23 protein-coding genes are annotated in these 21,708 nt (G+C 62.5%); 11 read left to right on the forward strand and 12 right to left on the reverse strand.

The genetic code is table 11. The annotated features are described in order from the left end of the window. Nucleotides 1-5: 5 nt before the first annotated feature. A complete protein-coding gene (locus NKJ32_RS05825) occupies nt 6-1,493 on the forward strand; it encodes a 4-hydroxyphenylacetate 3-hydroxylase family protein (protein ID WP_352591614.1) in 1,488 nt (495 codons plus the stop codon). An 8-nt stretch (nt 1,494-1,501) separates the two neighbouring features. Continuing rightward, on the forward strand, nt 1,502-1,882 hold the full coding sequence (locus tag NKJ32_RS05830) for a cupin (protein ID WP_352591617.1): 381 nt from the start codon (nt 1,502-1,504) through the stop codon (nt 1,880-1,882). 303 nt (nt 1,883-2,185) lie between these two features. Here the strand turns inward: NKJ32_RS05830 and NKJ32_RS05835 are convergent, their stop codons facing one another. Beyond that, on the reverse strand, nt 2,186-3,010 hold the full coding sequence (locus NKJ32_RS05835; RefSeq protein ID WP_352578407.1) for a L,D-transpeptidase: 825 nt from the start codon (nt 3,008-3,010) through the stop codon (nt 2,186-2,188). Nucleotides 3,011-3,184: 174 nt separating this feature from the next. Then, nucleotides 3,185-3,847, reverse strand: a complete 663-nt coding sequence (locus tag NKJ32_RS05840) for a haloacid dehalogenase type II (RefSeq protein ID WP_352827015.1) — start codon at nt 3,845-3,847, stop codon at nt 3,185-3,187. 151 nt (nt 3,848-3,998) lie between these two features. Between NKJ32_RS05840 and NKJ32_RS05845 the strand changes: the two genes are divergently transcribed. From NKJ32_RS05845 to NKJ32_RS05860, 4 genes are all read left to right on the forward strand, one after another. Then, complete coding sequence (locus NKJ32_RS05845; protein ID WP_352578408.1) at nt 3,999-4,877, forward strand: branched-chain amino acid aminotransferase; 879 nt, start codon at nt 3,999-4,001, stop codon at nt 4,875-4,877. A 107-nt stretch (nt 4,878-4,984) separates the two neighbouring features. Next, entirely contained in the window at nt 4,985-5,581 is a 597-nt protein-coding gene (locus tag NKJ32_RS05850) for a superoxide dismutase (RefSeq protein ID WP_352827016.1), read from the forward strand. A 174-nt stretch (nt 5,582-5,755) separates the two neighbouring features. Next, on the forward strand, nt 5,756-6,199 hold the full coding sequence (locus tag NKJ32_RS05855) for a c-type cytochrome (protein WP_352827017.1): 444 nt from the start codon (nt 5,756-5,758) through the stop codon (nt 6,197-6,199). Between the two features lie 9 nt (nt 6,200-6,208). Continuing rightward, nucleotides 6,209-7,159: a cytochrome c gene (locus tag NKJ32_RS05860; protein WP_352827018.1), complete on the forward strand. Its 951-nt coding sequence runs from the start codon at nt 6,209-6,211 to the stop codon at nt 7,157-7,159. Between the two features lie 11 nt (nt 7,160-7,170). Here the strand turns inward: NKJ32_RS05860 and NKJ32_RS05865 are convergent, their stop codons facing one another. The 3 genes from NKJ32_RS05865 to NKJ32_RS05875 form a co-directional block, all read right to left on the reverse strand. Continuing rightward, nucleotides 7,171-7,554, reverse strand: coding sequence for an SET domain-containing protein (locus NKJ32_RS05865; RefSeq protein WP_352449057.1), 384 nt, complete (start codon nt 7,552-7,554; stop codon nt 7,171-7,173). A gap of 145 nt (nt 7,555-7,699) precedes the next feature. Then, the gene (locus tag NKJ32_RS05870) at nt 7,700-8,326 is read right to left on the reverse strand and encodes a LysE family translocator (RefSeq protein ID WP_352827019.1); all 627 of its coding nucleotides are present in this window, start codon (nt 8,324-8,326) and stop codon (nt 7,700-7,702) included. A 77-nt stretch (nt 8,327-8,403) separates the two neighbouring features. After that, complete coding sequence (locus NKJ32_RS05875) at nt 8,404-10,515, reverse strand: S9 family peptidase (RefSeq protein WP_023677845.1); 2,112 nt, start codon at nt 10,513-10,515, stop codon at nt 8,404-8,406. A gap of 674 nt (nt 10,516-11,189) precedes the next feature. Between NKJ32_RS05875 and NKJ32_RS05880 the strand changes: the two genes are divergently transcribed. Next, nucleotides 11,190-11,615 (forward strand): Ros/MucR family transcriptional regulator, encoded by a 426-nt coding sequence (locus NKJ32_RS05880; protein WP_023677844.1) that lies wholly within the window; start codon nt 11,190-11,192, stop codon nt 11,613-11,615. 114 nt (nt 11,616-11,729) lie between these two features. Here the strand turns inward: NKJ32_RS05880 and NKJ32_RS05885 are convergent, their stop codons facing one another. Continuing rightward, a complete protein-coding gene (locus NKJ32_RS05885; RefSeq protein ID WP_352591662.1) occupies nt 11,730-12,158 on the reverse strand; it encodes a SufE family protein in 429 nt (142 codons plus the stop codon). A 112-nt stretch (nt 12,159-12,270) separates the two neighbouring features. After that, nucleotides 12,271-12,639 (reverse strand): DUF5330 domain-containing protein, encoded by a 369-nt coding sequence (locus NKJ32_RS05890; protein ID WP_023677842.1) that lies wholly within the window; start codon nt 12,637-12,639, stop codon nt 12,271-12,273. A gap of 518 nt (nt 12,640-13,157) precedes the next feature. On the opposite strand from NKJ32_RS05890, the gene NKJ32_RS05895 reads away from it, so the two are divergent. The 3 genes from NKJ32_RS05895 to NKJ32_RS05905 all read left to right on the forward strand — a co-directional run bounded on the left by NKJ32_RS05895 (nt 13,158) and on the right by NKJ32_RS05905 (nt 16,093). After that, on the forward strand, nt 13,158-14,903 hold the full coding sequence (locus NKJ32_RS05895) for a sensor histidine kinase (RefSeq protein WP_352827127.1): 1,746 nt from the start codon (nt 13,158-13,160) through the stop codon (nt 14,901-14,903). Next, nucleotides 14,878-15,651, forward strand: coding sequence for a peptidoglycan-binding domain-containing protein (locus NKJ32_RS05900; protein WP_352622487.1), 774 nt, complete (start codon nt 14,878-14,880; stop codon nt 15,649-15,651). The genes NKJ32_RS05895 and NKJ32_RS05900 overlap by 26 nt, the downstream gene beginning before the upstream one ends. A gap of 94 nt (nt 15,652-15,745) precedes the next feature. Next, on the forward strand, nt 15,746-16,093 hold the full coding sequence (locus tag NKJ32_RS05905) for a DUF1491 family protein (protein WP_352454316.1): 348 nt from the start codon (nt 15,746-15,748) through the stop codon (nt 16,091-16,093). 10 nt (nt 16,094-16,103) lie between these two features. On the opposite strand, the gene NKJ32_RS05910 is transcribed toward NKJ32_RS05905, so the two are convergent. Next, entirely contained in the window at nt 16,104-17,114 is a 1,011-nt protein-coding gene (locus NKJ32_RS05910) for a DUF2336 domain-containing protein (RefSeq protein WP_352569878.1), read from the reverse strand. A 187-nt stretch (nt 17,115-17,301) separates the two neighbouring features. Between NKJ32_RS05910 and NKJ32_RS05915 the strand changes: the two genes are divergently transcribed. Next, a complete protein-coding gene (locus tag NKJ32_RS05915) occupies nt 17,302-17,487 on the forward strand; it encodes a hypothetical protein (protein WP_023677835.1) in 186 nt (61 codons plus the stop codon). Between the two features lie 14 nt (nt 17,488-17,501). Here the strand turns inward: NKJ32_RS05915 and NKJ32_RS05920 are convergent, their stop codons facing one another. From NKJ32_RS05920 to NKJ32_RS05935, 4 genes are all read right to left on the reverse strand, one after another. Continuing rightward, nucleotides 17,502-18,050: a DUF1254 domain-containing protein gene (locus tag NKJ32_RS05920; RefSeq protein WP_023677834.1), complete on the reverse strand. Its 549-nt coding sequence runs from the start codon at nt 18,048-18,050 to the stop codon at nt 17,502-17,504. Beyond that, the gene (locus tag NKJ32_RS05925) at nt 18,043-18,627 is read right to left on the reverse strand and encodes a DUF1214 domain-containing protein (RefSeq protein WP_352449049.1); all 585 of its coding nucleotides are present in this window, start codon (nt 18,625-18,627) and stop codon (nt 18,043-18,045) included. The genes NKJ32_RS05920 and NKJ32_RS05925 overlap by 8 nt, the downstream gene beginning before the upstream one ends. 97 nt (nt 18,628-18,724) lie before the next feature. Next, nucleotides 18,725-20,884: a transglycosylase domain-containing protein gene (locus NKJ32_RS05930; RefSeq protein WP_352827020.1), complete on the reverse strand. Its 2,160-nt coding sequence runs from the start codon at nt 20,882-20,884 to the stop codon at nt 18,725-18,727. A gap of 175 nt (nt 20,885-21,059) precedes the next feature. Continuing rightward, the gene (locus NKJ32_RS05935) at nt 21,060-21,692 is read right to left on the reverse strand and encodes an NAD(P)-dependent oxidoreductase (RefSeq protein WP_352636413.1); all 633 of its coding nucleotides are present in this window, start codon (nt 21,690-21,692) and stop codon (nt 21,060-21,062) included. Between the last annotated feature and the right edge of the window lie 16 nt (nt 21,693-21,708).

The raw sequence follows: 21,708 nt of genomic DNA on the forward strand, positions 1-21,708 counted from the left end.
GTAAGATGATCAAGACCGGGGCGCAGCATATCGAGATGCTGAGGGATGGAAGGCAAGTCTACATCAATGGCCAGGGCGCCGGCGACGTCACCGCGCATCCAGCCTTCCGCCAGACCATCCGGTCGGTCGGCGCGCTCTACGATTTCCAGGCGCGACCGGACAACCGGGAGCTGATGACCTTCGAGGTTCCCGAAAGTGGCGGACAGCGGGCCAACCGCATCTGGCAGTTGCCGCGCAGCCATGCCGACCTTGTCGAGCGGCGCAAGGCGCTGGAAGCCTGGACGGAGCTTCATTATGGCTTTCTCGGCCGCGCGCCGGACCATGTCGCTTCTTGCATTTCCGGCATGTTCATGGGGATCGAGGTCTTCGAGGCTTACGACAAGCCGCGCGCCGCGGCGCTTGCTGACTATTACCGTTACGCCCGGGACAATGAGCTCTATCTCACCTATGTCATAATCAATCCGCAGGCCGACCGCTCGAAGCCGACGGGCGAGCAGCAGGACCGTTTTCTCACCGCCGGCATCGTCGACCAGGACGCCGCAGGCCTGACGATCCGCGGCGCCAAGATGCTGGCGACCGGCGGCATCATGGCAAACGAGGTGTTCGTCACCTGCATCCAGCCACTGCGCGAGGGCGACGAACCTTATGCGGTGTCCTTCGCCGTGCCGATGAATGCCGGCGGGCTGAAGATCCTGTCGCGCAAATCCTACGAGGAGAGCGCCGTCAGTGTCTTCGACAATCCACTCGCCAGCCGCTTCGACGAGAACGATGCCGTGCTCTACTTCGACGATGTGAAAGTTCCCTGGGACCGCGTCTTCATCAACCAGGACATCGCCATGTGCCAGCGGCAGTTCCATGCCACCCCGGCGCATGTGTTCCAGAATTATCAGGCACAGATCCGCCTGATGGTGAAGATGCGCTTTCTCGTCGGCATCGCCCGGCGCATCGCCGAGACCAATGGCGTCATCAACTTTCCGCAGGTGCGCGAGACGCTGGGAGCGCTGGCGGCGCAGAACACCATGGTCGACGCGCTGGTGCACGCCATGGAGGTGAAGGGCAGCATGCTTGGCGGCTATTTCGTGCCCGACGCACATACGCTCTATTCGGCTCAGGTGCTGACACAGCAGCTCTATGCCGGGGTGATTTTGGCCTTGCGCGAGTTGGCGGGCGGCGGACTGATCATGCTGCCGTCCTCCGTCCAGGATTTCGCCGATCCGGAGCTGCGCAGTCTGATTGAAAGGACGCAGCAATCGCCGGTCCTCTCGTCGGAGGGCCGGGTAAAATTCTTCAAGCTGGCCTGGGATGCGGTCGGGTCGGAGTTCGCCTCGCGCCACTTGCAATACGAGATGTTCTATGCAGGCGCCACCTTCGTGACCAAGGGGCACAGCTTCCGCACCTTCGACTGGGACCGCTGCACGCAGCTCGTCGATCAGATGCTGGACAGCTATTCGCTGGAAGACGAGGTCGACCGTGCCGCTCTGGCTGCCGCTTGAGGTTTGCGATGCCGATCCGAAAGGAACATAAGGAATTTCACACGATCGACATGACCGGGGATGGCTGGCATTCGCCGCCTGGTTACCCGTCCGGCATCGAGCAGAAGATTCTTGCCGGCCGGCTCGACGAGGCAGGCAAGACCGGGAATCGGACGCGGCTGCTTCGGTTTGCACCAGGCGCCTATACGACGATGCCGTTCGTGCATGAATACTGGGAAGAAGTCTATCTCGTATCGGGAGATCTCATCGTTGGCGGAACTTCGGTCGAAGAGGCGTCTCCGAGTTTTGCCCCGAACACCTACGCCTGCCGGCCGCCTGGCGTCTATCACGGTCCCTTCCGGTCGCAGACCGGGTGCCTGCTGCTCGAACTACACTACTATGAGGCTTAACTTTTTCGAATGATGTCTCGCGAGTGCGCCAGCGAGCCATGCAACGTCTGGCAATATGACGTCTCTGACGGTCCAAATGTCCGTTGCGGATCACGACCGCCGGCTCCGCTAGAGGTCAGCTTTTGGGCTACCAAATCGCCTTGGGAGGGGCGGTTCGGGTCATGAGCTGTCTACCGGCGGCGTCTGCACAGAGCGCGGCAAAATCCGCTGCTCTGCGTAACCATCGGACCTAAAAGCGGGCCACGCCGACGCTCAGCAAAACTAGCAGGAGCGAGGAAGATCCCGCCCGCGCTTTCGCCCAATTCAGAAGATAGAGTTTGTGATCGATTTTATCGGGCCGAGCAGGATCGATCCTTCCGGCACGCCGGCGTCGATCGGAATGGCTTTGCGGTTTGCTGTCGCCACCATCGGCTGACCGATGTCGGCCGTCACCACGACCGGGGTCTTGTTCGGCACACGATCATAGAGATCGATGATGTCCTGGTTCATCAGGCGAACACAGCCCGACGACACCGATTTGCCGATCGACCGCCATTCCGGCGAACCGTGCAAGCGGTAGAGCGTGTCCTGGTTGCCCTGGAAGAGATAAAGCGCCCGCGCGCCAAGCGGGTTCTTGAGCCCACCGGGCATGCCGCCATTCTCGGCGCTGTAGGGTCTCAACTCCGGCTGCCGCGCTATCATGTCGTCCGGCGGCGTCCATTTCGGCCATTTCTGCTTCCATTGGACCACGGCATCGCCCGACCATTCGAAGCCGGCGCGGCCGAGGCCGACGCCATAGCGGATCGCCTGGCCGCCCGGGCGCACCAGGTAGAGGAAGTGATTGGTCGTGTCGACGACGATGGTGCCCGGCTGCTGCCCGGTCGGATCGTCCACGATCTGGCGCAGGAACTGCGGGTCGATCTTGTCGACCGGTATGGCCGGCAGCTCGAAGCCGCCATCCGACATCGGCCCATACATCGTCACATAGTCGCCGAGCGCCGGCTCGACATAGGTCGGCGGCGGTGGCTCGACCGGTTGTTGCGACAGCGTGGTGCAACTGGAGACCGCGACCGAGGCGGCGCCGAGGGCTGCTGCGTTGAGAAAACCGCGACGGCTCAGGCGAAAAGAGGACGATGGGGGTGTGAACATGATTGCCTTTTTTAAGTCTCAAATCGCAACAAAGCATAAATGCGTCCGGTTGCGCGCGGTTGCCCGAGCAATGCCCGGCGCGATAGGCGGTTCCAATTCTGGCCGCAGGGTGGACAAACAAAGGCAAAGCTGTGACTGGATCGTCACTGTTGCGCCGAGGCAACATGTCCGGTGTCACCCCCCGGCGACCAGACCTTCAAGGGACGGCAGGATCAGGGCCGGTGGAAAATCCCGGTATTCCTCTGGCTGATTGGCGCGGTTGATCCACACCGTCCTGAAGCCGAATTTGGTGGCGCCGGCGACGTCCCAGCGGTTGGATGACTGGAAAGAGACAGCGCCCGGATAGAGGCGCCAGCCCGTGGTGACCATGTCGTAGACCGACGGATCGGTCTTGAAGCGCCTGACGCTGTCGACGGAAAAGACGTCGTCCAGGACCTGGTCGAGCGCGGCGGATTTGACGGCCGCTTCCAGCATCTCAGGCGAACCGTTGGACAGGATCGCCAGCCTTGCCCCCGATGCCTTGAGCGCCTTGAGCACGGCCGGTACCTCCGGATAGCAGTCCAGCCGCCAATAGGCCTCGAGCAGCTTCGCCCTCAGCCCGGCATCCGCGGATGGAACCTTGCGCAGGGCGAAGTCGAGGGCCTGCTCGGTGAGCTGCCAGAAATCGGCATAGGCCCCCATCAGCGTCCTGACCCAGGAATATTCCAGCTGCTTGGCGCGCCAAATATCGGACAGCAACTGGCCGTCCGGCCCGATCTGGTCGGCGTGACGGCGCACGGCCGCATGCACGTCGAACAGCGTGCCATAGGCGTCGAAAACGTAAGCCGCGAACTGCATTCGACAGTTTTGAGGCCGCGTAAGGCAAGGCGCAAGCGCTGATTGCAGTCCGCCAGTCCGCTGGCCTCAACAAATCTCAGCCAAGCCGGTTGACGGCGGCCGCCAAAGCATCTTCCAATGCGCCGCAACAAGCATCGAACGGAACCTGGCAATGACACTGGCGACTGCGGCGCAATCCGCGACATGGACCTTCGTCGACGGCGACTGGTACGAGGGCAATGTTGCCATTCTAGGGCCGCGCAGTCACGCCATGTGGCTCGGCACCAGCGTGTTCGACGGCGCCCGCTGGTTCGAGGGCGTCGCTCCCGATCTCGATCGCCATGCAGCGCGGGTAAATGCCTCGGCGATCGCGCTCGGTCTGAAACCGACGATGAGCACCGACAGGATCGTCGGCCTGACCTGGGACGGGCTGAAGAAGTTCGAAGGCAACACGGCGGTCTATATCAGGCCGATGTATTGGGCCGAGCATGGCGGCTATATGGGCGTGCCGGCCGACCCGGCCTCGACTCGTTTCTGCCTTTGCCTCTACGAATCGCCGATGATCTCGCCGGCGGGGTTTTCGGTGACGGTGTCGCCGTTCCGGCGCCCGACCATCGAAACCATGCCGACCAACGCCAAGGCCGGCTGCCTCTATCCCAACAACGGCCGGGCCATCCTAGAGGCCAAGATGCGCGGCTTCGACAATGCGCTCGTGCTCGACATGCTGGGCAATGTCGCCGAGACCGGCACCTCGAATATTTTCCTGGTCAAGGACGGCCATGTCCTGACGCCGGCGCCGAACGGCACCTTCCTGTCCGGCATTACCCGCGCGCGCACCATGGCCCTGCTAGGCGAATACGGTTTCACGACGACGGAAAAGACGCTGTCGATCCGCGATTTCCTGGAGGCGGACGAAATCTTCTCGACCGGAAACCACTCGAAAGTCGTGCCGGTCACCCGTATTGAGGATCGCAATCTGCAGCCCGGACCGGTGGCCAAGAAGGCGCGCGAACTGTATTGGGAATGGGCGCATTCGACTTCGCCCGGCTGACCCGCTAAAAAGCGGCCGGCGCTTCGTTTCCGGAGTTGTTCCAGACCAATCCAGTCCTATGTTAGTCCGGTATCGACACCGGATTTTTCCACGAGGGAGTACGACCGATGGCTTTTGAATTGCCCGCCTTGTCCTATGATTACGAGGCTTTGCAGCCTTATATGTCCAAGGAAACGCTGGAATATCATCACGACAAGCACCACAAGGCCTATGTCGACAACGGCAACAAGCTGGCCGCCGAGGCGGGCATGGGCGATTTGTCGGTCGAAGAGGCCGTCAAACAGTCCTTCGGCAAGAATGCGGGCCTCTTCAACAATGCCGCCCAGCACTACAATCACATCCATTTCTGGAAATGGATGAAGAAGGGCGGCGGTGGCAACAAGCTGCCGGGCGCATTGAAAAAGGCGGTCGACAGCGATCTTGGTGGCTACGACAAGTTCAAGGCCGACTTCATCGCCGCCGGCACCACCCAGTTCGGTTCGGGCTGGGCCTGGGTCTCGGTCAAGGACGGCAAGCTGGCGATCTCGAAGACGCCGAATGGCGAGAACCCGCTCGTCCATGGCGCGACGCCGATCCTCGGCGTCGATGTCTGGGAACATTCCTATTACATCGATTATCGCAACGCCCGGCCGAAATATCTCGAAGCCTTCGTCGACAGTCTCATCAACTGGGACTATGTGCTCGAACTCTACGAAAAGGCCTGATCCGTTCCAGAAAGCCCCGGCAGAACCGGGGCTTTTCTTTTTCAGCATCAGAACGACAGCTGCAAAAATTTCACGCAAGCGTGAGGCGAAGCGTCGGAATTTTTAAGCCATCCTTGCCGTTTGTCATCGGGGTGGGGCCGCATCCTGAATTGCCTTCAACATGGAGCCAAGTGAATGAGAAAGCTTATCCTCGCCATCTCGATGCTCGCCTTCGCCGGTTCGGCGGCATTTGCCGACCCGGTAGCCGACCGGCAGGCCCTGATGAAGGAACGTGGCAAGATCGCCGCCGGCTTGTCGAAAGTGGTCAAGGGCGAGACGCCCTACGACGCAGCTTCGGTGCTGACGGCGTTGCAGGCACTGCAGGTCAATGCCGAGAAATTCCATGCCGGCGTCGACACGCTTTTCCCGGCGGGCAGCGACACCGGCGACACCACGGCGTCCCCAAAAATCTGGCAGGACATGGCCGGGTTCAAGACGGCTGAAGGCAAGTACCTCGCCGACGTCAAGGCGGCGGTCACCGCAGCACCTGCGGATGCCGACGCGTTGAAGGCGCAGTTCAACACCATCGGCGGCGGCTGCGGCAACTGTCATCAAAACTACAGGGTGAAAAAAGGCTGATAGCGGGCAATGCGCTTGCTGAAGAAACTTGTCGGCGCCGCCCTCGTTCTGGGCGGCGCGGCCGCGATTGCCGGCTGGTTCCTGTCGGCTCCGGTCAGGCTCGATGCCGCAACGCTGGCTGAGCTTGGTCCTGGCGACGCCGCCAGGGGCAAGCGCATCTTCTACGCCGGCGGCTGCACATCCTGTCATGCCAAGCCTGGCTCGCAAGGCGACGCCCGTCTTCAGCTGGCGGGCGGCCTCGAGCTCAAGACGCCATTCGGCACCTTCGTGCCGCCGAACATATCGCAGGATACCAGGGACGGCATCGGCGCCTGGTCGGTCGAGGACTTTGCCAACGCCATGCTGAAGGGCGTGTCGCCGTCGGGCGAGCATCTCTATCCGGCATTTCCCTATACTTCCTACGCGCGCATGAAGCCGGCCGACATTGCCGATCTCTATGCATTCCTGAAGACGTTACCCGCGGTCGCCGGCAAGGCGCCCGCCAATTCGCTGGCATTTCCCTTCAACGTCCGACGCGGTCTTGGTCTGTGGAAATTGCTCTATTTGAGCGACCAGCCGGTCGTTTCCTTCGCCGACGGCAGTCCGCAGCCGGTGCAGGCCGGCCGCTATCTGGTCGAAGGCCTCGGCCATTGCGGCGAATGCCACACGCCGCGGGATCTTACCGGCGGCACCAGGAAGAGCCAATGGCTGGCAGGTGCGGCCGCCGCCGAAGGCAGCGGCATCGTGCCGAACATCACGTCGGGCGAGGGCGGCATCGCCGACTGGTCCGAGGCCGACATCGCCAACTATCTCGAAACCGGGTTCACGCCGGATTTCGATACGGTCGGTGGTGCCATGGTCGACGTGCAGCGCAACATGGCCGTGCTGACCCCGGAGGACCGCGCGGCGATCGCCGCCTACCTGAAAGCCGTGCCGCCGCACCCCAACGGCTATCCGGCGCGCAAGAAGCCGTCGAGCTGACGGCCGTTGCGTCAGCGGTCGCCGAGAAAGTCGAAGCCGGTTTCGAAGAAGTGATTGTAGTCGCAGGTCATTTCCTCGCCGGGCGCAATGTCGCGCAAGGCATAGGTCTCCTCCGGCTGCGAGACGTCGCAATTCGGGCTGTCGGCATGGTTCATGTAGCGCGCATCGTCGGCTTCGAAGACGATGTAATTCGGGTCGCGCCGGTCCGGATAGGCGTAGCGGTCGAGATAGGTTCTGACCGGCCCGGTTTCCCGCTCGTAGGCCGCTACCTCGATGCGCCGGTCGTATTTCGGGTCGAGCTTCCAGACCAGCGTGCCGCGGGCAATGTGGTTCTTGGCAAAGACGCCGATGCCCTGGATGGGCGATTTGTCGAGATAGACATCGACGAGCAACATGGCAGATCCCTGGTGATTGTGTGTTGGCGGCGACCGTGAAAAGGCCGCGCACTGGGTAGCGCGCGGCCTTTGCAATTGCGAGCGGAAAATCAGCTGTGCCTGCCCATTATCCGAAGCCTCGTACGGCTCGTCGCCTGTCGAGACCCTAGCGCTGTTGCAGCGCCAGCCGGATGCCTAAGGCGCAATAGATACCGCCGACAGCCTTGCCTTGCCATCTCAGCACCGTCGGGTTTCGGCGCAGGAATGCACCGAGGCCGCCCGCACCCATGGCGAAAACCACCGTGCTGACGAGGCCCAACAGAACAAAGATGACGCCCAATATCGCCAGTTGAAGCATCACCGATCCGTTTTCAGGCCGCACGAACTGCGGAAGAAATGCGAGGAAGAAAAGCGCGGTCTTGGGATTGAGAACCTCGGTCAAAACAGCTTGCCGAAATGCTTTGGCAGCGGGGATCGCAAGTGCGCCGGCGGCCGGATAGGCCGGCGTTTTCTCGATGATCGCGCGAATGCCGAGATAAATGAGGTAGGCTGCGCCGATGTACTTCACGATGCTGAAAAGCGCCGCCGACGTGGCAATGATCGCCGAAATGCCGACGATCGCCATGAAGGTGTGAACCACGTCGCCGGCCGCGATCCCGGCGCCGGTCGCAATGCCCACCCTGGTTCCGGAACTGGTTGCCCGCGCCACCGTCAGAAGAGTGGCGGGACCCGGGATGAAGACAAAGCCAAGCACAACCGCGACATAAGCTATCAACGTGGCGAGATCGATCATTGGTGGGCTCCGCAACTCTCACCGCCAATGAAGCCACGTCGCGGAACGGAAGGCAATGATCGCTCATCCGCCGATGTTCACGCCGCAAGCTCGGCCTTGCCCGTCACCTTGAGCGCGAAGGCGTAGGTGAAGGCGATTTCCTCCAGTCTTGAAAACCGGCCGGAGGCGCCGGCATGGCCTGAATCCAGGTTGATCTTGAACAGCACCGGATTCCCACCTGTCTTGCGGTCGCGCAGCCGCGCCACCCATTTGGCCGGCTCCCAATAAGTGACGCGCGGGTCGGTCAGGCCGGCCAGCGCCAGGATCGGCGGATAGTCGAGTGCGGCGACATTGTCGTAGGGCGAGTAGGCGGCGATGGTCCGGTAATCCTCCGCTGACGCGATCGGATTGCCCCATTCCGGCCATTCCGGCGGCGTCAGCGGCAAGCTGGCGTCGAGCATGGTGGTGAGCACGTCGACGAAGGGAACCTCGGCGACGATGCCGCCGAAGCATTGCGGCGCCATGTTGGCGACCGCGCCCATCAGCATGCCGCCGGCCGAACCGCCTTGCGCAACGATGCGGTCATGCTGTGTATAGCGTTCGGCGACAAGGTGGTGGGCGGCAGCGACAAAATCGGTGAACGTGTTCATCTTGTTCGCCCGCTTGCCGTCGTCGTACCAGCCATAGCCCTTGTCCTTGCCGCCGCGAACATGGGCTGTCGCGTAGACAAAGCCGCGGTCGACCAGCGAAAACAGATTGGTGTTGAACGCGGCGGGTACGGCTATGCCGTAAGATCCGTAGCCGTAAAGCAGGCAAGGGGCGGACCCGTCGAGCGGTGTGTCGCGGTGATGGAGGAGCGAGATCGGCACCAGTTCGCCGTCGGCGGCAGGCGCCATCAGCCGGCGCGTGACGTAGTGCTCCGGGTCGTGGCCGGACGGCACTTCCTGGGTCTTGAGCAGCACCCGCTCGCGGGTGCGCATGTTGTAATCGAAGACCTGCGCCGGGGTCGTCATCGACGAATAGGAAAAGCGCATGATCTCGGTGTCGTATTCGTAGGAGCCGGACAGGCCGAGCGAGAAGGCTTCCTCGTCGAAGGAGATCAGGTGCTCCTCGCCGCTCTTGCGGTCGCGCACGACGATGCGCGGCAGGCCTTCCTTGCGCTCGAGCCGGACCATGTGGTCCTTGAAGCCGATCACCGAAAGGATCAGCCGGCCCGCTTCGTGCGGCACCAGTTCCTGCCAGTTGGCGCGCACCGGATCATGGGCCGGCGCCGTCATGATCTTGAAGTCCTTGGCGCCGTCGGCATTGGTGAGGATGAAGAAGATGTCGCCGCCTTCCTCGAGTTCGTACTGCAGGCCCGTCTGGCGCGCCGCAACCAGCTTCGGCTCTGCGAACGGATCGTCGGCGCTCATGATGCGGTATTCCGAGGTCTCATGATCGTTGATGCCGATCATGATCCACTCGTTGGAGCGCGTGCCACCGACATCCATGAAGAAGCCGGGATCGGTCTCCTCGTAGATCAGCCGGTCGTTTTCAGGACCGTCGCCAAGCGCATGGAACAGCACTTTGGAAGGACGGTGGTTGGGGTCGAGGCGGGTGTAGAAAAAACCGTCATTGCCGGCATCCCACACACCGCCGCCGCCGGTGTCCGGGACCCTGTCCGCCAGATCGTTGCCGCCGGCCAGATCGCGGACGCGCAGCGTGTAGAATTCGGAACCCTTGTCGTCGAAGGCCCAGAGCAGCTTGCTGTGGTCGTCCGAATGATCGACGCCGCCCAGGCGGAAATAGGGCTTGCCCTCGGCCTCGGCATCGCCGTCGAGCAATATCTGCTTGTCGCCGCCGTCACGCGCCGTGCGGAAATAACGCGGCTGCTGGCCGCCAAGCTTGAAGGAGGAGCCGTAGGCGTAAGGTCCGTCCTTCATCGGCACGGAAGAATCGTCTTCCTTGATGCGTCCCTTCATTTCCGCGAAAAGCTGCTTCTGCAGTTGGACCGTATCGGCCATCAGCGCCGCCTGGTAAGCATTCTCGGCTTCGAGGTGGGCGCGGATTTGGCCGTCGAGCAGGGACGGATCCCTGAACATCTCTTGCCAATTGGCGGCCCTCAGCCAGGCATAATCGTCCGTCCGCGTTATGCCGTGATGCGTGTCGAAGATCGGCCGCTTCTCCGGCTGCGGCGGCGTGGCGGTCGGAAACACTGGGGTTCTGGTCATTGCGTCTCGCTGTGGAAGCTACTTGAATGGCGAATGAACACGCCGAGCAGCGCGGGTTCAAGGGCTATGATCTATTGTCGTGGTGGCTCGAGAGGACGGGCTGGAGGAGCGGATAACGAATATTTCTTCTCGGACTGCCGCGGTTCTCGCCGTCGCTGCGATGACCCTGCCAGTGCCGGTCAATCTCATGCAACTGCCTTCGCGGCTTGGCAAGTGGCCGATATGGCTGGGTCTACGGAAATACATTACCCCATTTCAATGACACAGCGCACCGCTCCGGCGACGGCTCGCGAGCAACAGTAACGCTTCGCAACCTATGATTTTACTGAATCCGCCGATCATCCAGGCTGTAATGCCGCCGGCAGGGTCAAGCATCGAACTCTATTTACCTGCTGCCGTTTGTGTAATGGCTGCTTGCCGCGGCGTCAGTCGATGCTGGTCTGACCAGAAAAAACGGCAAAGTTACGCTTTGCACGAAAGAGTGAAGCTGAATATGGAAGATTTGACTTGTATCGCTGAATAGACCGAAAGAAGCGAATTGACTTACTTGGCGGCCCGGCCCATTAAGATGCCGCGACGCGAATCGCGGAGGCTTTTTCCTGCACAAGTTCGCGCGATGCCCAACTATCGAAACGGGCGCAAACAGAAACAATTCTCGTTGGGGCCTGAACGCCATGGATATTACCGAAACACCTTCCAGAAACAGTGACGCGCTGATCGAGCTCACCGCCGACGTGGTGGCTGCCTATGTCAGCAACAATCCCGTACCGGTCGGCGAACTGCCGAACCTTATCGCCGATGTCCATGCCGCTCTCGGGCGCGTCGGCGGGGCCGCCGAGCAGCCGCCTGCCGACAAGCAGAAGCCGGCGGTAAATCCGAAGCGGTCGGTGCATGACGACTACATCATCTGTCTCGAAGACGGCAAGAAGTTCAAGTCGCTCAAGCGTCACTTGATGACCCACTATGATCTGACGCCCGACCAGTATCGTGAAAAGTGGAACCTGGACCCGAGCTATCCGATGGTTGCGCCCAATTACGCGGCCGCCCGTTCGCAGCTCGCCAAGAAGATGGGTCTCGGCCGCAAGCGCAAGGGACGCTGACAAGCGGCTCTTCCGGTTTGATACTCAAACGGCGCCTACAGGCGCCGTTTTCGCATTGTGGGGAGACCAAGCTCAGGCCGCCAGTTCTTCATGCCGCCGGCAATTGCCGTCCGGTCAGGCGGTCTGCTTCAGCGCTGCCTCGGCGTCACGCTTGATGCGCTTGACCATCGAGCGAAGACCATTGGCGCGCTGCGGCGACAGGTGCTCGTCAAGTCCGAGTGCCTTCAATGTGGCCTCTGCGTCGGTCCTCTGGATTTCGCTGGCCGGCCGTCCCGAAAACAGCGCCAGCATGATGGCGACCAGGCCGCGCACGATATGCGCGTCGGAATCGCCCTTGAAGGTGATAACGGGGTCGACACCCCCGCCTTGCTCGGTGGTCAGCCAGACCTGGCTGACGCAGCCGGGCACCTTGTTGGCTTGTATGCGTTGCTCGTCGGGAAACGGCGACAGCGCTTCACCCAGTTCAATCACATAGCGATAGCGGTCTTCCCACTCGTCGAGCAGGGAAAAGTCGTCGCGGATGGTCTGGATCGTCGTCGTCATTCCCCCGGATATAGTCATCCGGCGCTGCCACGTCACGGAAAAAGAGGAGAAACGCCGCAGGTGCCGAGAGCGAGAGCCTTGCGGTTTAGCGATGAATTCGGCCGAAACAGTCTCAGTTCTTCGCCGGCAAGTGCACTTTCGCCGGCAAATCGACTTTCGCCGGCAACACGATTTCCTCGGACACGCTGCCGGTGGTCGTCACCGTATCGGGTTCAGCGGCCTTGTCGTCCAGCATGGCGGCCGCGATCTTGGCGGTCTCCCTGGCCCGGGCGGTGATGGTGTGCATTGCCGATTTGCCGGTCTCGCACACGTCCGGCTTGCGCTCGCAGATGCCGGCGATATCGCCGACGGCTTCGCGCGCCGCAAACAGCGCCTGGAGCGGCCCGACGCTTTCGCGGCCCGCATCATCGGCGCCGACACCCAGCGGCAGCGCCAGAAGCACCAGCGAAAACCAGAAAGCAGCTCTTATCAGAAAGCCCATCTGTCTGTCCTTTATGACGTCATGCATCCGAACCGCACGACCCTTGTACCGCGATACTGACACAGACGCGCAAAGGACGGCTTGTCCCGAAAGCAACAGTTTTCCTTAAATTTTAGGTAGATTCGAAACGAAGCGTTTTGAAGTTCATTTGCCTCGAACGGCTCAGATTTTATTCAGCAACTGATAACCATCCAACCTATTGTTTTTCATTATCATTTTCTTAATCGGCGACAGTTTGATGCCATCGGTCGTAGGTGCAGGCGCGGGCGGTGTGGATAACGCTCCGTTTACTATGGCGGCAATTGCCCCGGTTTTTCCCCGCCGGTATCCCGATATTTGCAGCCTGCCGGGGGACGATCGGCCCAGCCTTATCCATTCCTTAAACGCTGGATGCGAGTTTTGGATCGACAAAAGCCGCCTGCAAAGCAGGGCCGTTCACGACCGGGTGCGTTGAGTTGAGTGCGATCAAGGCCAGATACGCCGAGTTGCCGGGCGCGATAGCCGCCGGTTGCGAACGGATGGTTCATCCGTCCGTGCTCGGCCAGAGCGATCGTTGCCGCCACAGCCGGTTCATTGGCGCCATGCTGGCGGCTCCTTTCTTCAGCGCGGGTGCAGCGGTGACGCTGGTCACGTCGGGCATGGGCGCGGCCGTGACTGTGGCTGCCATCTTTGCGGCGTTCGGCCTTTGCTGGTTCGCCGCCCTGCTGGTGGCTGCATCGGGCAAGATGACCCTGGCCGGCCAACTCGCCTTGGTCGTCGGCAGCGTTGCCCTCGGTGCCCTTATCGCTGCCGCCGGCGGTGTGGCATCGCCGGGTGCCTTGCTCGCGGTGGCGGTGCCGTTTGAAGCGTGGTGGATCGGCCAGTCGCGCCGTGCCGTGATCTGGGGCGCCATATCGGCCTTTGTCGCAGTCTTGCTGCAGCCTTTAGCCGGTTCCGTCTTGCCGCTCGACCAGACCGAAATCGCCGCATGGCACTGGCTGGTACCACTGGCCTGGGCACTCACGCTCATTCCGCGTATCGCTCCGCTTCGCGGCGCCGCCAGCGCACAGTTCGATCCGGCCGGCAGCGACCGGCTCGAAGACCTCATCGACGCCGTCGTGCTGCGAATCGCGGCGCATGGCGAGGTTCTGGACGTCTCGGCTAAGGCACGCGCTATGCTGAGGCTGCCGCCGGAGCTGCTTTTCGGCACCGGACTTTTCGATCGCATCCATCTGTCCGACCGCGTCCCGTATCTCAGTGCGCTGGCCGATATGCGTGATGGAGCCCTGTCGCGCCGGCTCGACCTTCGCGTACGGCTGCCGCAGAGCAGCGGCGTGACGGCCGACAATTACCGGCCGTTCTCGCTCGAGATGATGCGCGCGCCGGGGCAGGAGACTGTCTTCACGCTTCTTCTGTGCGAGAACGACGAACTGGCCGGACTGCGCCAGGAGCTTGCCGCTGCCAATGAGGCGGCTGCCTCCGCCGAGGTGGCGAAAGGACGTTTCCTTGCCGTCGTCAGCCATGAGTTGCGCACCCCGCTCAATGCCATCATCGGCTTTTCCGACATGTTGCTGCACGAGATGTTCGGCAGCTTCAAGGATCCGCGTCAGAAGGAATATGTCGGGCTGGTCAGGGATTCGGGCCAGCACCTGCTTGCCGTCGTCACCTCGATACTCGACGTATCGCGGATCGAATCGGGCGCCTACGCGACCGAACCGGAACCGTTCCGCTTCCGCGAAGCGGTCGAGATGTGCCAGTCCATGATGCGCCTGCAAGCCGAGGCAAAGGCTATCGATCTGCAGGCCCAGATCGCGCCGGACGCAGGCGAAATAAATGCCGACCGTCGCGCCGTGCAGCAGATCCTGATCAATCTCGTCTCTAACGCGATCAAGTTCACGCCCGAAAGCGGCAATGTCGTCATCGGCGCCAAGCGCATCGGCTCGCGGCTGCATTTCTGGGTCCGGGACACCGGCATCGGCATCGCCGAGGAAGACTTCGTCAATCTCGGCAAGCCGTTCATGCAGATCCAGAACGACTATACCCGCCGTTTCGAAGGCACAGGCCTCGGGCTCTCACTGGTGAAGGGGCTGGTGGCGCTGCACGAGGGCACCATGTCGATCGAAAGCATGCCGGGCGAGGGCACCACGGTGACGATCAGCCTTCCCGTGAGCGGCCCGACGGGCCGCTCGGCGGAGAAGATCGGCGTGGTGCCGATGTCCGCGGTCAAAGCCAAGGCGGACGGTGGCAAAGGGGAGAGCAATGGGTCGCTCCGCAAAACAGCCTAAGGCGGTCAAACGCCGCGGCAATGCCTTCGAGCACGGAGCGATGGCGCTGGGCAGCCTGATCTCGCGCAATCCTGTTGTGGTCGGCGGCTCCACCGCGTTCCTGGTGACGCTGTTCTACGTCTCGGCGAACGCGCTTTGGTACCAGCCCTTTCCGCATGCCGGCGCGTTTTTCGCCACCAGGAGTATCGAGCGCTTTCCCCGGGCGGACAGCGACGAGCCCGAAACCACCATCAATATCGTGCGTCCGGCCGCTGCGCCGATCAAGAGCGACCCGGTCGTCGAACAGGTCCAGGGCATATTGAAGGATCTCGATTTCTATTCCGGCACCGTCGACGGGATTCCCGGACCGAATACGCGCAAGGCCATCCAGGCCTATCAGCAGAAGGTCGGATTGAATGCCTCCGGCGAGATCGACAGCGTCCTGCTGGATCAACTGGGCGCCACGCCAAAGACCGCGGCCGTGGTACCGCATCCGGTGCCGCGGCCGGTCGAAACGGCTGCTGTTCCAGCCGCCATTCCAGCGTCCGCACCGGCAAATGCGGTGGCGCAAACGCCTGATCCCCGCATCGTCAAGATCCAGGCCGGACTGAAAGCGTTCGGCAATGACGACATGCAATTGGATGGCGTCGTAGGCGCGCGCACCAAGGCCGCGATCAAGGAATTCCAGGCGCTGTTCGGCTTGCCGGAGACCGGCGAGCCAGACGAGATCGTCTACGTCAAGATGCGCGAGATCGGCCTGACCAACTAAGGGTCGTGACGGCCGCTCGCCGGTCGCTCGGCAAAGACCGGTTACGGTTTTCCGGCCAATGCTGTAAGGACCGCCGCATGTCCAGGAATTCTCCATGCGGGTAACCACCGATCTGTGGGTGTCGGCGCTGTTGCGCCGGGTTTTCAGCGCCGGCGGCTTTGCCGCCGTGGTCAAGCGCGGCGCGACGGAAGCCGGCGCGGTTTTCGTGCTGGCGCGGGGCAGGCTGGGGGAGATAGCGCTGTTCGGGCCGGCGCCGCAGACGAGTTACGATTCAGCCAGGCCGGACGACCGTTTTTTCAGCCTGCTTGGCGAAGGCGACGATGCCGCCATCTTCGACGCGCGGCTGGAGCGCGAGAAGAGATTCGATCCGGATATCTGGGTGGTCGAGATCGAGGCGGGCGCCATTCCCGTCGAGGAGCTTATCTCGGTCAAGGCGTCGTAACGGCAAGCCTTCAGATGCGACGCGCCTTTGGGGTGGCGGCTATATCGGCGCTGTTCGGCTTGCGCAGGTCGGCATTTGCGGCGACGCGCCCAGGCTTGCGAACAATTTTCGATACGGTGTCGGCCTTCCAGCCGCGGAGCCTGTCCAACGCCGCGTCGCGGTGCAGCAGGCGGTAGCGGTCGAGGAAGATGCGGATCGCCTGCGGGTGCGGAAACTCGGTCGGATAGATGGCCGCCGTGATCAGGAACGCCTTGTCTTCACTAAGGTCGAGCGCGCGCAAGGCGGCCAGCAGCGGTGTGTAATTGTGGCTCGCGGTGAGCGTCCGCGCCGTTGAAAAATCGACTTCGAGCGCATCGGCGAGCGCTGTCTGGAAGAATGCCGCATTGCCGGTCAGCGCGGTCTCGCGCAGCTTGACATAGGTTTGTGGCTCGACGAACGGACTGATGGCGGCGCCGCTCTCGGCGCGCATCATGGATCGCAACCGGCGGCGTACAGTTTCAGCGGCATCGGAAGCCTCTTGCCTGTTGACCTCGCCCGCAACCACTTCGGCGTTTTCGGACGCGGCTTTGGCGGTTGTTTCCGGCTGCTGCTGCGACCGCACCAGCGTCGGCCTTTCGAGCACTTTGATGAGATCCGCGATCGTTTGATTGAGATCCTTGCGGCGGGCAATGGCACGGGCATGCGGCAGGCCGTGACGTCCGATCAGCGCGATCAGGTCGACGTCGCTGAGGGCGCGCGAGCGGATGAGCAGCGGAGCGGCGATGTCGACCCGCTCCTGGCAAAGCCGCCGCACCAGCGCGGCGGGTGCATATTCGCATTCGGAAAGGGCTGCCGCGACGTAGCGGCGCGATTCGACCGAGACATTCTCGAAAAGCGGCAGCGTCAGGTCTTCGAGCTGCGCGATCTCCCGGCGCGAAGGGCGGGTGAGCGAGCAGAACGCCGATACCGCGGCGCGAAACAGCCTTTCGGCCTTTCCCGATTCAGCTCCTGCTGCGATTTGCCTGAAATCCGAAGCTGACACGAAGGATACGCCCGACACTCGACACGATCTGGACAGCGCTCTGCCGGGCTGTACCGGTTTCGCGTTTCCCAAGAACAAAGATCAATTTAGCGGCGATCCGTTAGCGCTCCGTTAACCTACTGCCTTCTTAATCGACTATGGAGGCGTTGCGTTGTGCTCCGGGGCAACCGAGAGGAATACGCGAACCATGGGCATGGTACTGTCTTTCGTGCCGCGAACGGCGGCAACCAATCGAGCACAACAAGCCGCGCCGGCGGCAGTGATCATCTTTCCCGGGGTGCGCTACGAGCAGCGGCCGCTGACGGGCGAAACGCGGCCGGCCGGCCCCGACAAGCCGGGACCTTCGGGAACATTGCCGGTACCGCATCACTGAGCATCGGAACCGGCTTAAAAATCCTGCAGTTCGCAGGAACTCTGTTCGAGAAACCGCGAGACGATCGGCTTCCAGCTGTCGTCGGGCACGAACGAACGGATGACGAATACGCCTTCCTCTATCGGCGCCTCGACGAAGATCGCCCCTTGCAGTTCCTCGGGAAGATCCTTGCGGACCTCGATCATCTGGGCCGGCGTCAGTACAACGGTGTCGAGCACGCCTGCGGTCGCGCTGTGGTCGTTGAACGAGTAGATGTTGTGGCCGCCGCGGTCATAGACCGATATCGACCAGAACGGCACCTTTCCCGGCGCCTTGACCCGCACCATCCCCTCGGCAAGATCGAAGCGGCATGCCGCCGCATAAAACAGCGGATCGACCGATTTCACCACCGGCGCGCCGCCGGCTTCCGCGTCGAGCCGGGTCATCTTGTAGAGATCCGAAGCCATGGCCAATCGCGACCAGGCGTCGCGTTCGGAAAACTCGGGGACGAGCACCAGCACGATGATGTGCACGATGCCGGCGCCGAGCAGGCCGAGCAGCACGGCATGCAGCAGGCTACGCATTGCAGCCGACCTTCTGGATCTGCGGCAGCGTGACGTCCGAGAGACCGGTGCTGCTGGCGATCGGCGTGTCGTAGAACGTAAGCACCAAGTACATCTTACCGGCGCCGCTGGTCAGCAGCCAGTTGCCGGGCGCAGGGCGGCTGCCGACGGAAATGACCACCGAATTGTCGGCCTGGCGCAGCACTTGATAGGACTGCAGCGCAGCCGGCCTCGGCTTGCCGGTCTCGACCACGCCAAGCGACTGGTCGGCGGCATAAAGCGTCCAGAACCGGGCGGTGGGAAAGCCGCCCGCAATCTTGTAGGCACATTGCCGCTTGAGCTGTTCGCCGCCGGAATCGCGCTCGGCTATGAAGGACAGTCCTTCCGCCTGTCCGAGCGCCAGCACGCCTTCGCGAGCCACGCGGGCCTTCGAATAGGGATCTGCCGTCGGCGTGCCGATATCGGGGAAGGCGGTCCATTGGCCGATCCTGATGGCGCCGACGCCGTCCTGCAGCTTCAGTGCATACCAGACGCTGCCGCCACCGCCGACGACGGCGATGGCAAGCGAAAGCAGTGTCAGGAAGGCGTTCTTGAGCATGAGGAGGCAAGGGAACCGAAGGCCGGGACTGAAAGATTGCCCCTCGGGGATATCGCGGCGCACGGCCTTGTGGCAAGCGGCCCCGCGCAATTGGCCGTCACAGCGCCGACAGGGTCTCCGGCGCAGCGGGCGCGTCGAGCACGGGTGCCGCCTGGAACAGCCTGGTCAGTTCCTTCAGGGTCTGGGTGGTCCGGCTGGACAGCACCGGCGGACGCTCGGCGGCGGCATCGGCAGCTGCCTGTTCGGCGTTCTTCTTTTCCGCTTCCTCGGCCTTGGCGGCGACTTCGGCATCGACGAAGGGGTGATCGAGGCCGGGGATCGGCTTGAGATCGATGTGCTGGTGCGCATAGAGCATCAGCCGCTGCCACACCATGGCCGGCAGCGTGCCGCCGGTCATCTTGTTGGTCGCGGTGAAGTCGTCATTGCCGAGCCAGACGGCGGCCGTGTAGTTGCCGGTAAAGCCGACAAACCAGGCATCGCGGTAGGACTGGGTCGTGCCGGTCTTGCCGGCGACGACGATGTTTGGAAGGGCTGCGCGCCGGGCAGTGCCGATCACCGGCACCGCCGCCAGCATGGTGTTCATGTATTTGAGCGCCTGCTCCGACAGCACCCGGTGCGGCGGCGACGCATCCTTGGCGAAGTCGTAGACCACCTGGCCGGTACGGGTAAAGAGTTGGCTGACGCCGTGCCGGGTTCCGGCAAAGCCGTTCTGGGCAAACACGCTGTAACCCGTCGCCTGGTCCATCACGGTCATGCCCGACGTGCCGAGCACCATGGTCTTGTGCGATTCCAGCGGCGACTCGACGCCCATCGCCTCGGCCATCGCCTTGATCGGCTTGATGCCGAGATAATCCTTGGCCAGCCGCACCGGCACCGTATTGATCGATTTGGCCATCGCCGTGATCAGCGTGACGTTGCCGGCCGACCCGCCATTGTAATTGTGGGGCGACCAGCTGCCCCAGGAGATGGGTCCGCCGGAAACCACCGAATCCGGCGTGAAGCCATGCTCCATCGCCGTCGCATAGACATAGGGCTTGAACGAGGAGCCGGTCTGGCGAAGCGCTTTGGTGGCGCGGTTGAACTGGCTGGCGCCGTAGTCGCGGCCGCCGACGATCGCCCTGACCGCGCCATTGGTCTCGATGACGACGATGGCGCCCTCGGTGACGTTGTATTCCTTGCCGAACTGGCGGAGGTGGAACTCCATCGATTCTTCGGCCGCCTTCTGGATGTTGGCATCGAAGGTGGTGTGGGCGACAAGCGAGTGCGGGCCGCCTTTGGCGGCGATCTTCTTGACCTCGTCGAAGGCCCAGTCGAGGTAATAGTCGGGGCTCTTCTGCTCGCCGCGGTCGACGATTTCGGCCGGGTGCAGCCTTGCTTGCAGCACCTGGCCTTCGGTCATGAAGCCGGAATCGACCAGATTGGACAGCACCACGTTGGCCCGCGCCCGGGCGGCGGGCAGGTTTATGTGCGGCGCATATTTGGTCGGCGCCTTGAACAGGCCGGCCAGCATCGCCGCCTCGGCAAGGTTCAGGTCCTTGACGCTCTTGCCGAAATAGAAATCGGCTGCCGCCTCGATGCCGAAGGTGCCGCCGCCCATATAGGCGCGGTCGAGGTAAAGCTGCAGGATTTCCTTCTTCGACAGATTGGCTTCGAGCCACAGCGACAGGAACGCTTCCTTGATCTTGCGCTCGAATGTCCGCTCATTGGTCAGGAACAGGTTCTTGGCCAGCTGTTGGGTGATGCTCGAGCCACCCTGGACGACGGAATTTGCCCGCACATTCTCGAATATGGCGCGCGACAGGCCGAGCACATCGATGCCGTAATGGTCGAAGAAACGGCGGTCCTCGGTCGCCAGCACCGCCTTGATGACATGGTCGGGCATCTCGTCGACCGGCACTGAATCGCGCTGGATGATGCCGCGCTGACCGATCTCGTTGCCGTAGCGGTCGAGGAAGGTGACGGCGAAGTCGCCTTGCGTGCGCCAGTCGCCGGCGGTTATCTGGAAGGCCGGCAAGGCCAGCGCCAAAAGCACGACGATGCCGCCGGCACCGAGCGTAAAGCCTTCACTCAACAGTTCGATCAGGCCGCGGCGCCAGCCGCCGACGCGGAAACGCCGCGAGAAGATGGTCGCCGCCTCCCAGAACTGGCGCGCCCTGAAGCCGATTTCGTAGACCGAGGAATCGATCCACGCATCCACCGCCAGCAGCCTAGCGGCGACCGGACCTCTTCTCTTGCGTGGTTCCAAAGGACTGGCCATTCCAGGATCCGGCTGCGGCGATGCCGCCAACTGAGAAACCGCATACCGGCAATTTCACGGCGGCGCGCCGCTATGACTATTCGTCCATTTTGGCGCTGCCTACAAGGGCGATGAAGATAAGGGCGATGAAGATAAGCGGGAGGTTTGTCGAGGGGAAGACGGCTCCCGTGCGGCGTCAGCGCAGGATGCTGACTGTCCTGCGCGAGTAGGTGGTGTCGTTGATCTGGGCGAGCATGAAGGCCGCTACGTCGGCCCGCGCCAGTGTCGGCAGCAGCGATGCCGCCCGGATGCCATTGCCATGGCGGAATTCACCCGTTGCCGCTCCATTGCTCAGCTTGGGCGGCCGCACGATGGTCCAGTCGAGACTGGATTGAACGACCAGGCTTTCCTTCACCTCATGGTCCGTCACCTCATTGCGCAGCACCAATGGCACGATGATGTTGCCCAACAGGAGGCCTAGTTGCCGCCGGCCGTCGCGAACGCCAAGGAATGAAAGATAGATGAGCCGTTCGGGGCCGGCCTGCTGCATCGCCGCGACGATGAAGCCGATGCCGGCAACGACGGCCGGATCGCGTTTCAGCGGCACGCCCACCCCAAGACAGCTGAAAACCGCATCATACCTAACAACGGCGCGTTCGACTGCCTGCCGATCGGCGACGTTTCCGACGATCACCTTCAGATTTTCGTGGCTGATGGCAAGCTTGCCCGGCGTGCGGACGAAGGCGGTCACCGCATGGCCCTTCGCCAACGCCGCCGAGACAAGCAGTCGACCCGTCGCACCGGAAGCGCCGAAGATCAGCAGTTTCATCGTCCGCTCCTGGAAA

Source organism: Mesorhizobium sp. M0159 (assembly GCF_040322295.1).
In the GTDB taxonomy this organism is placed as follows: Bacteria; Pseudomonadota; Alphaproteobacteria; order Rhizobiales; family Rhizobiaceae; genus Mesorhizobium.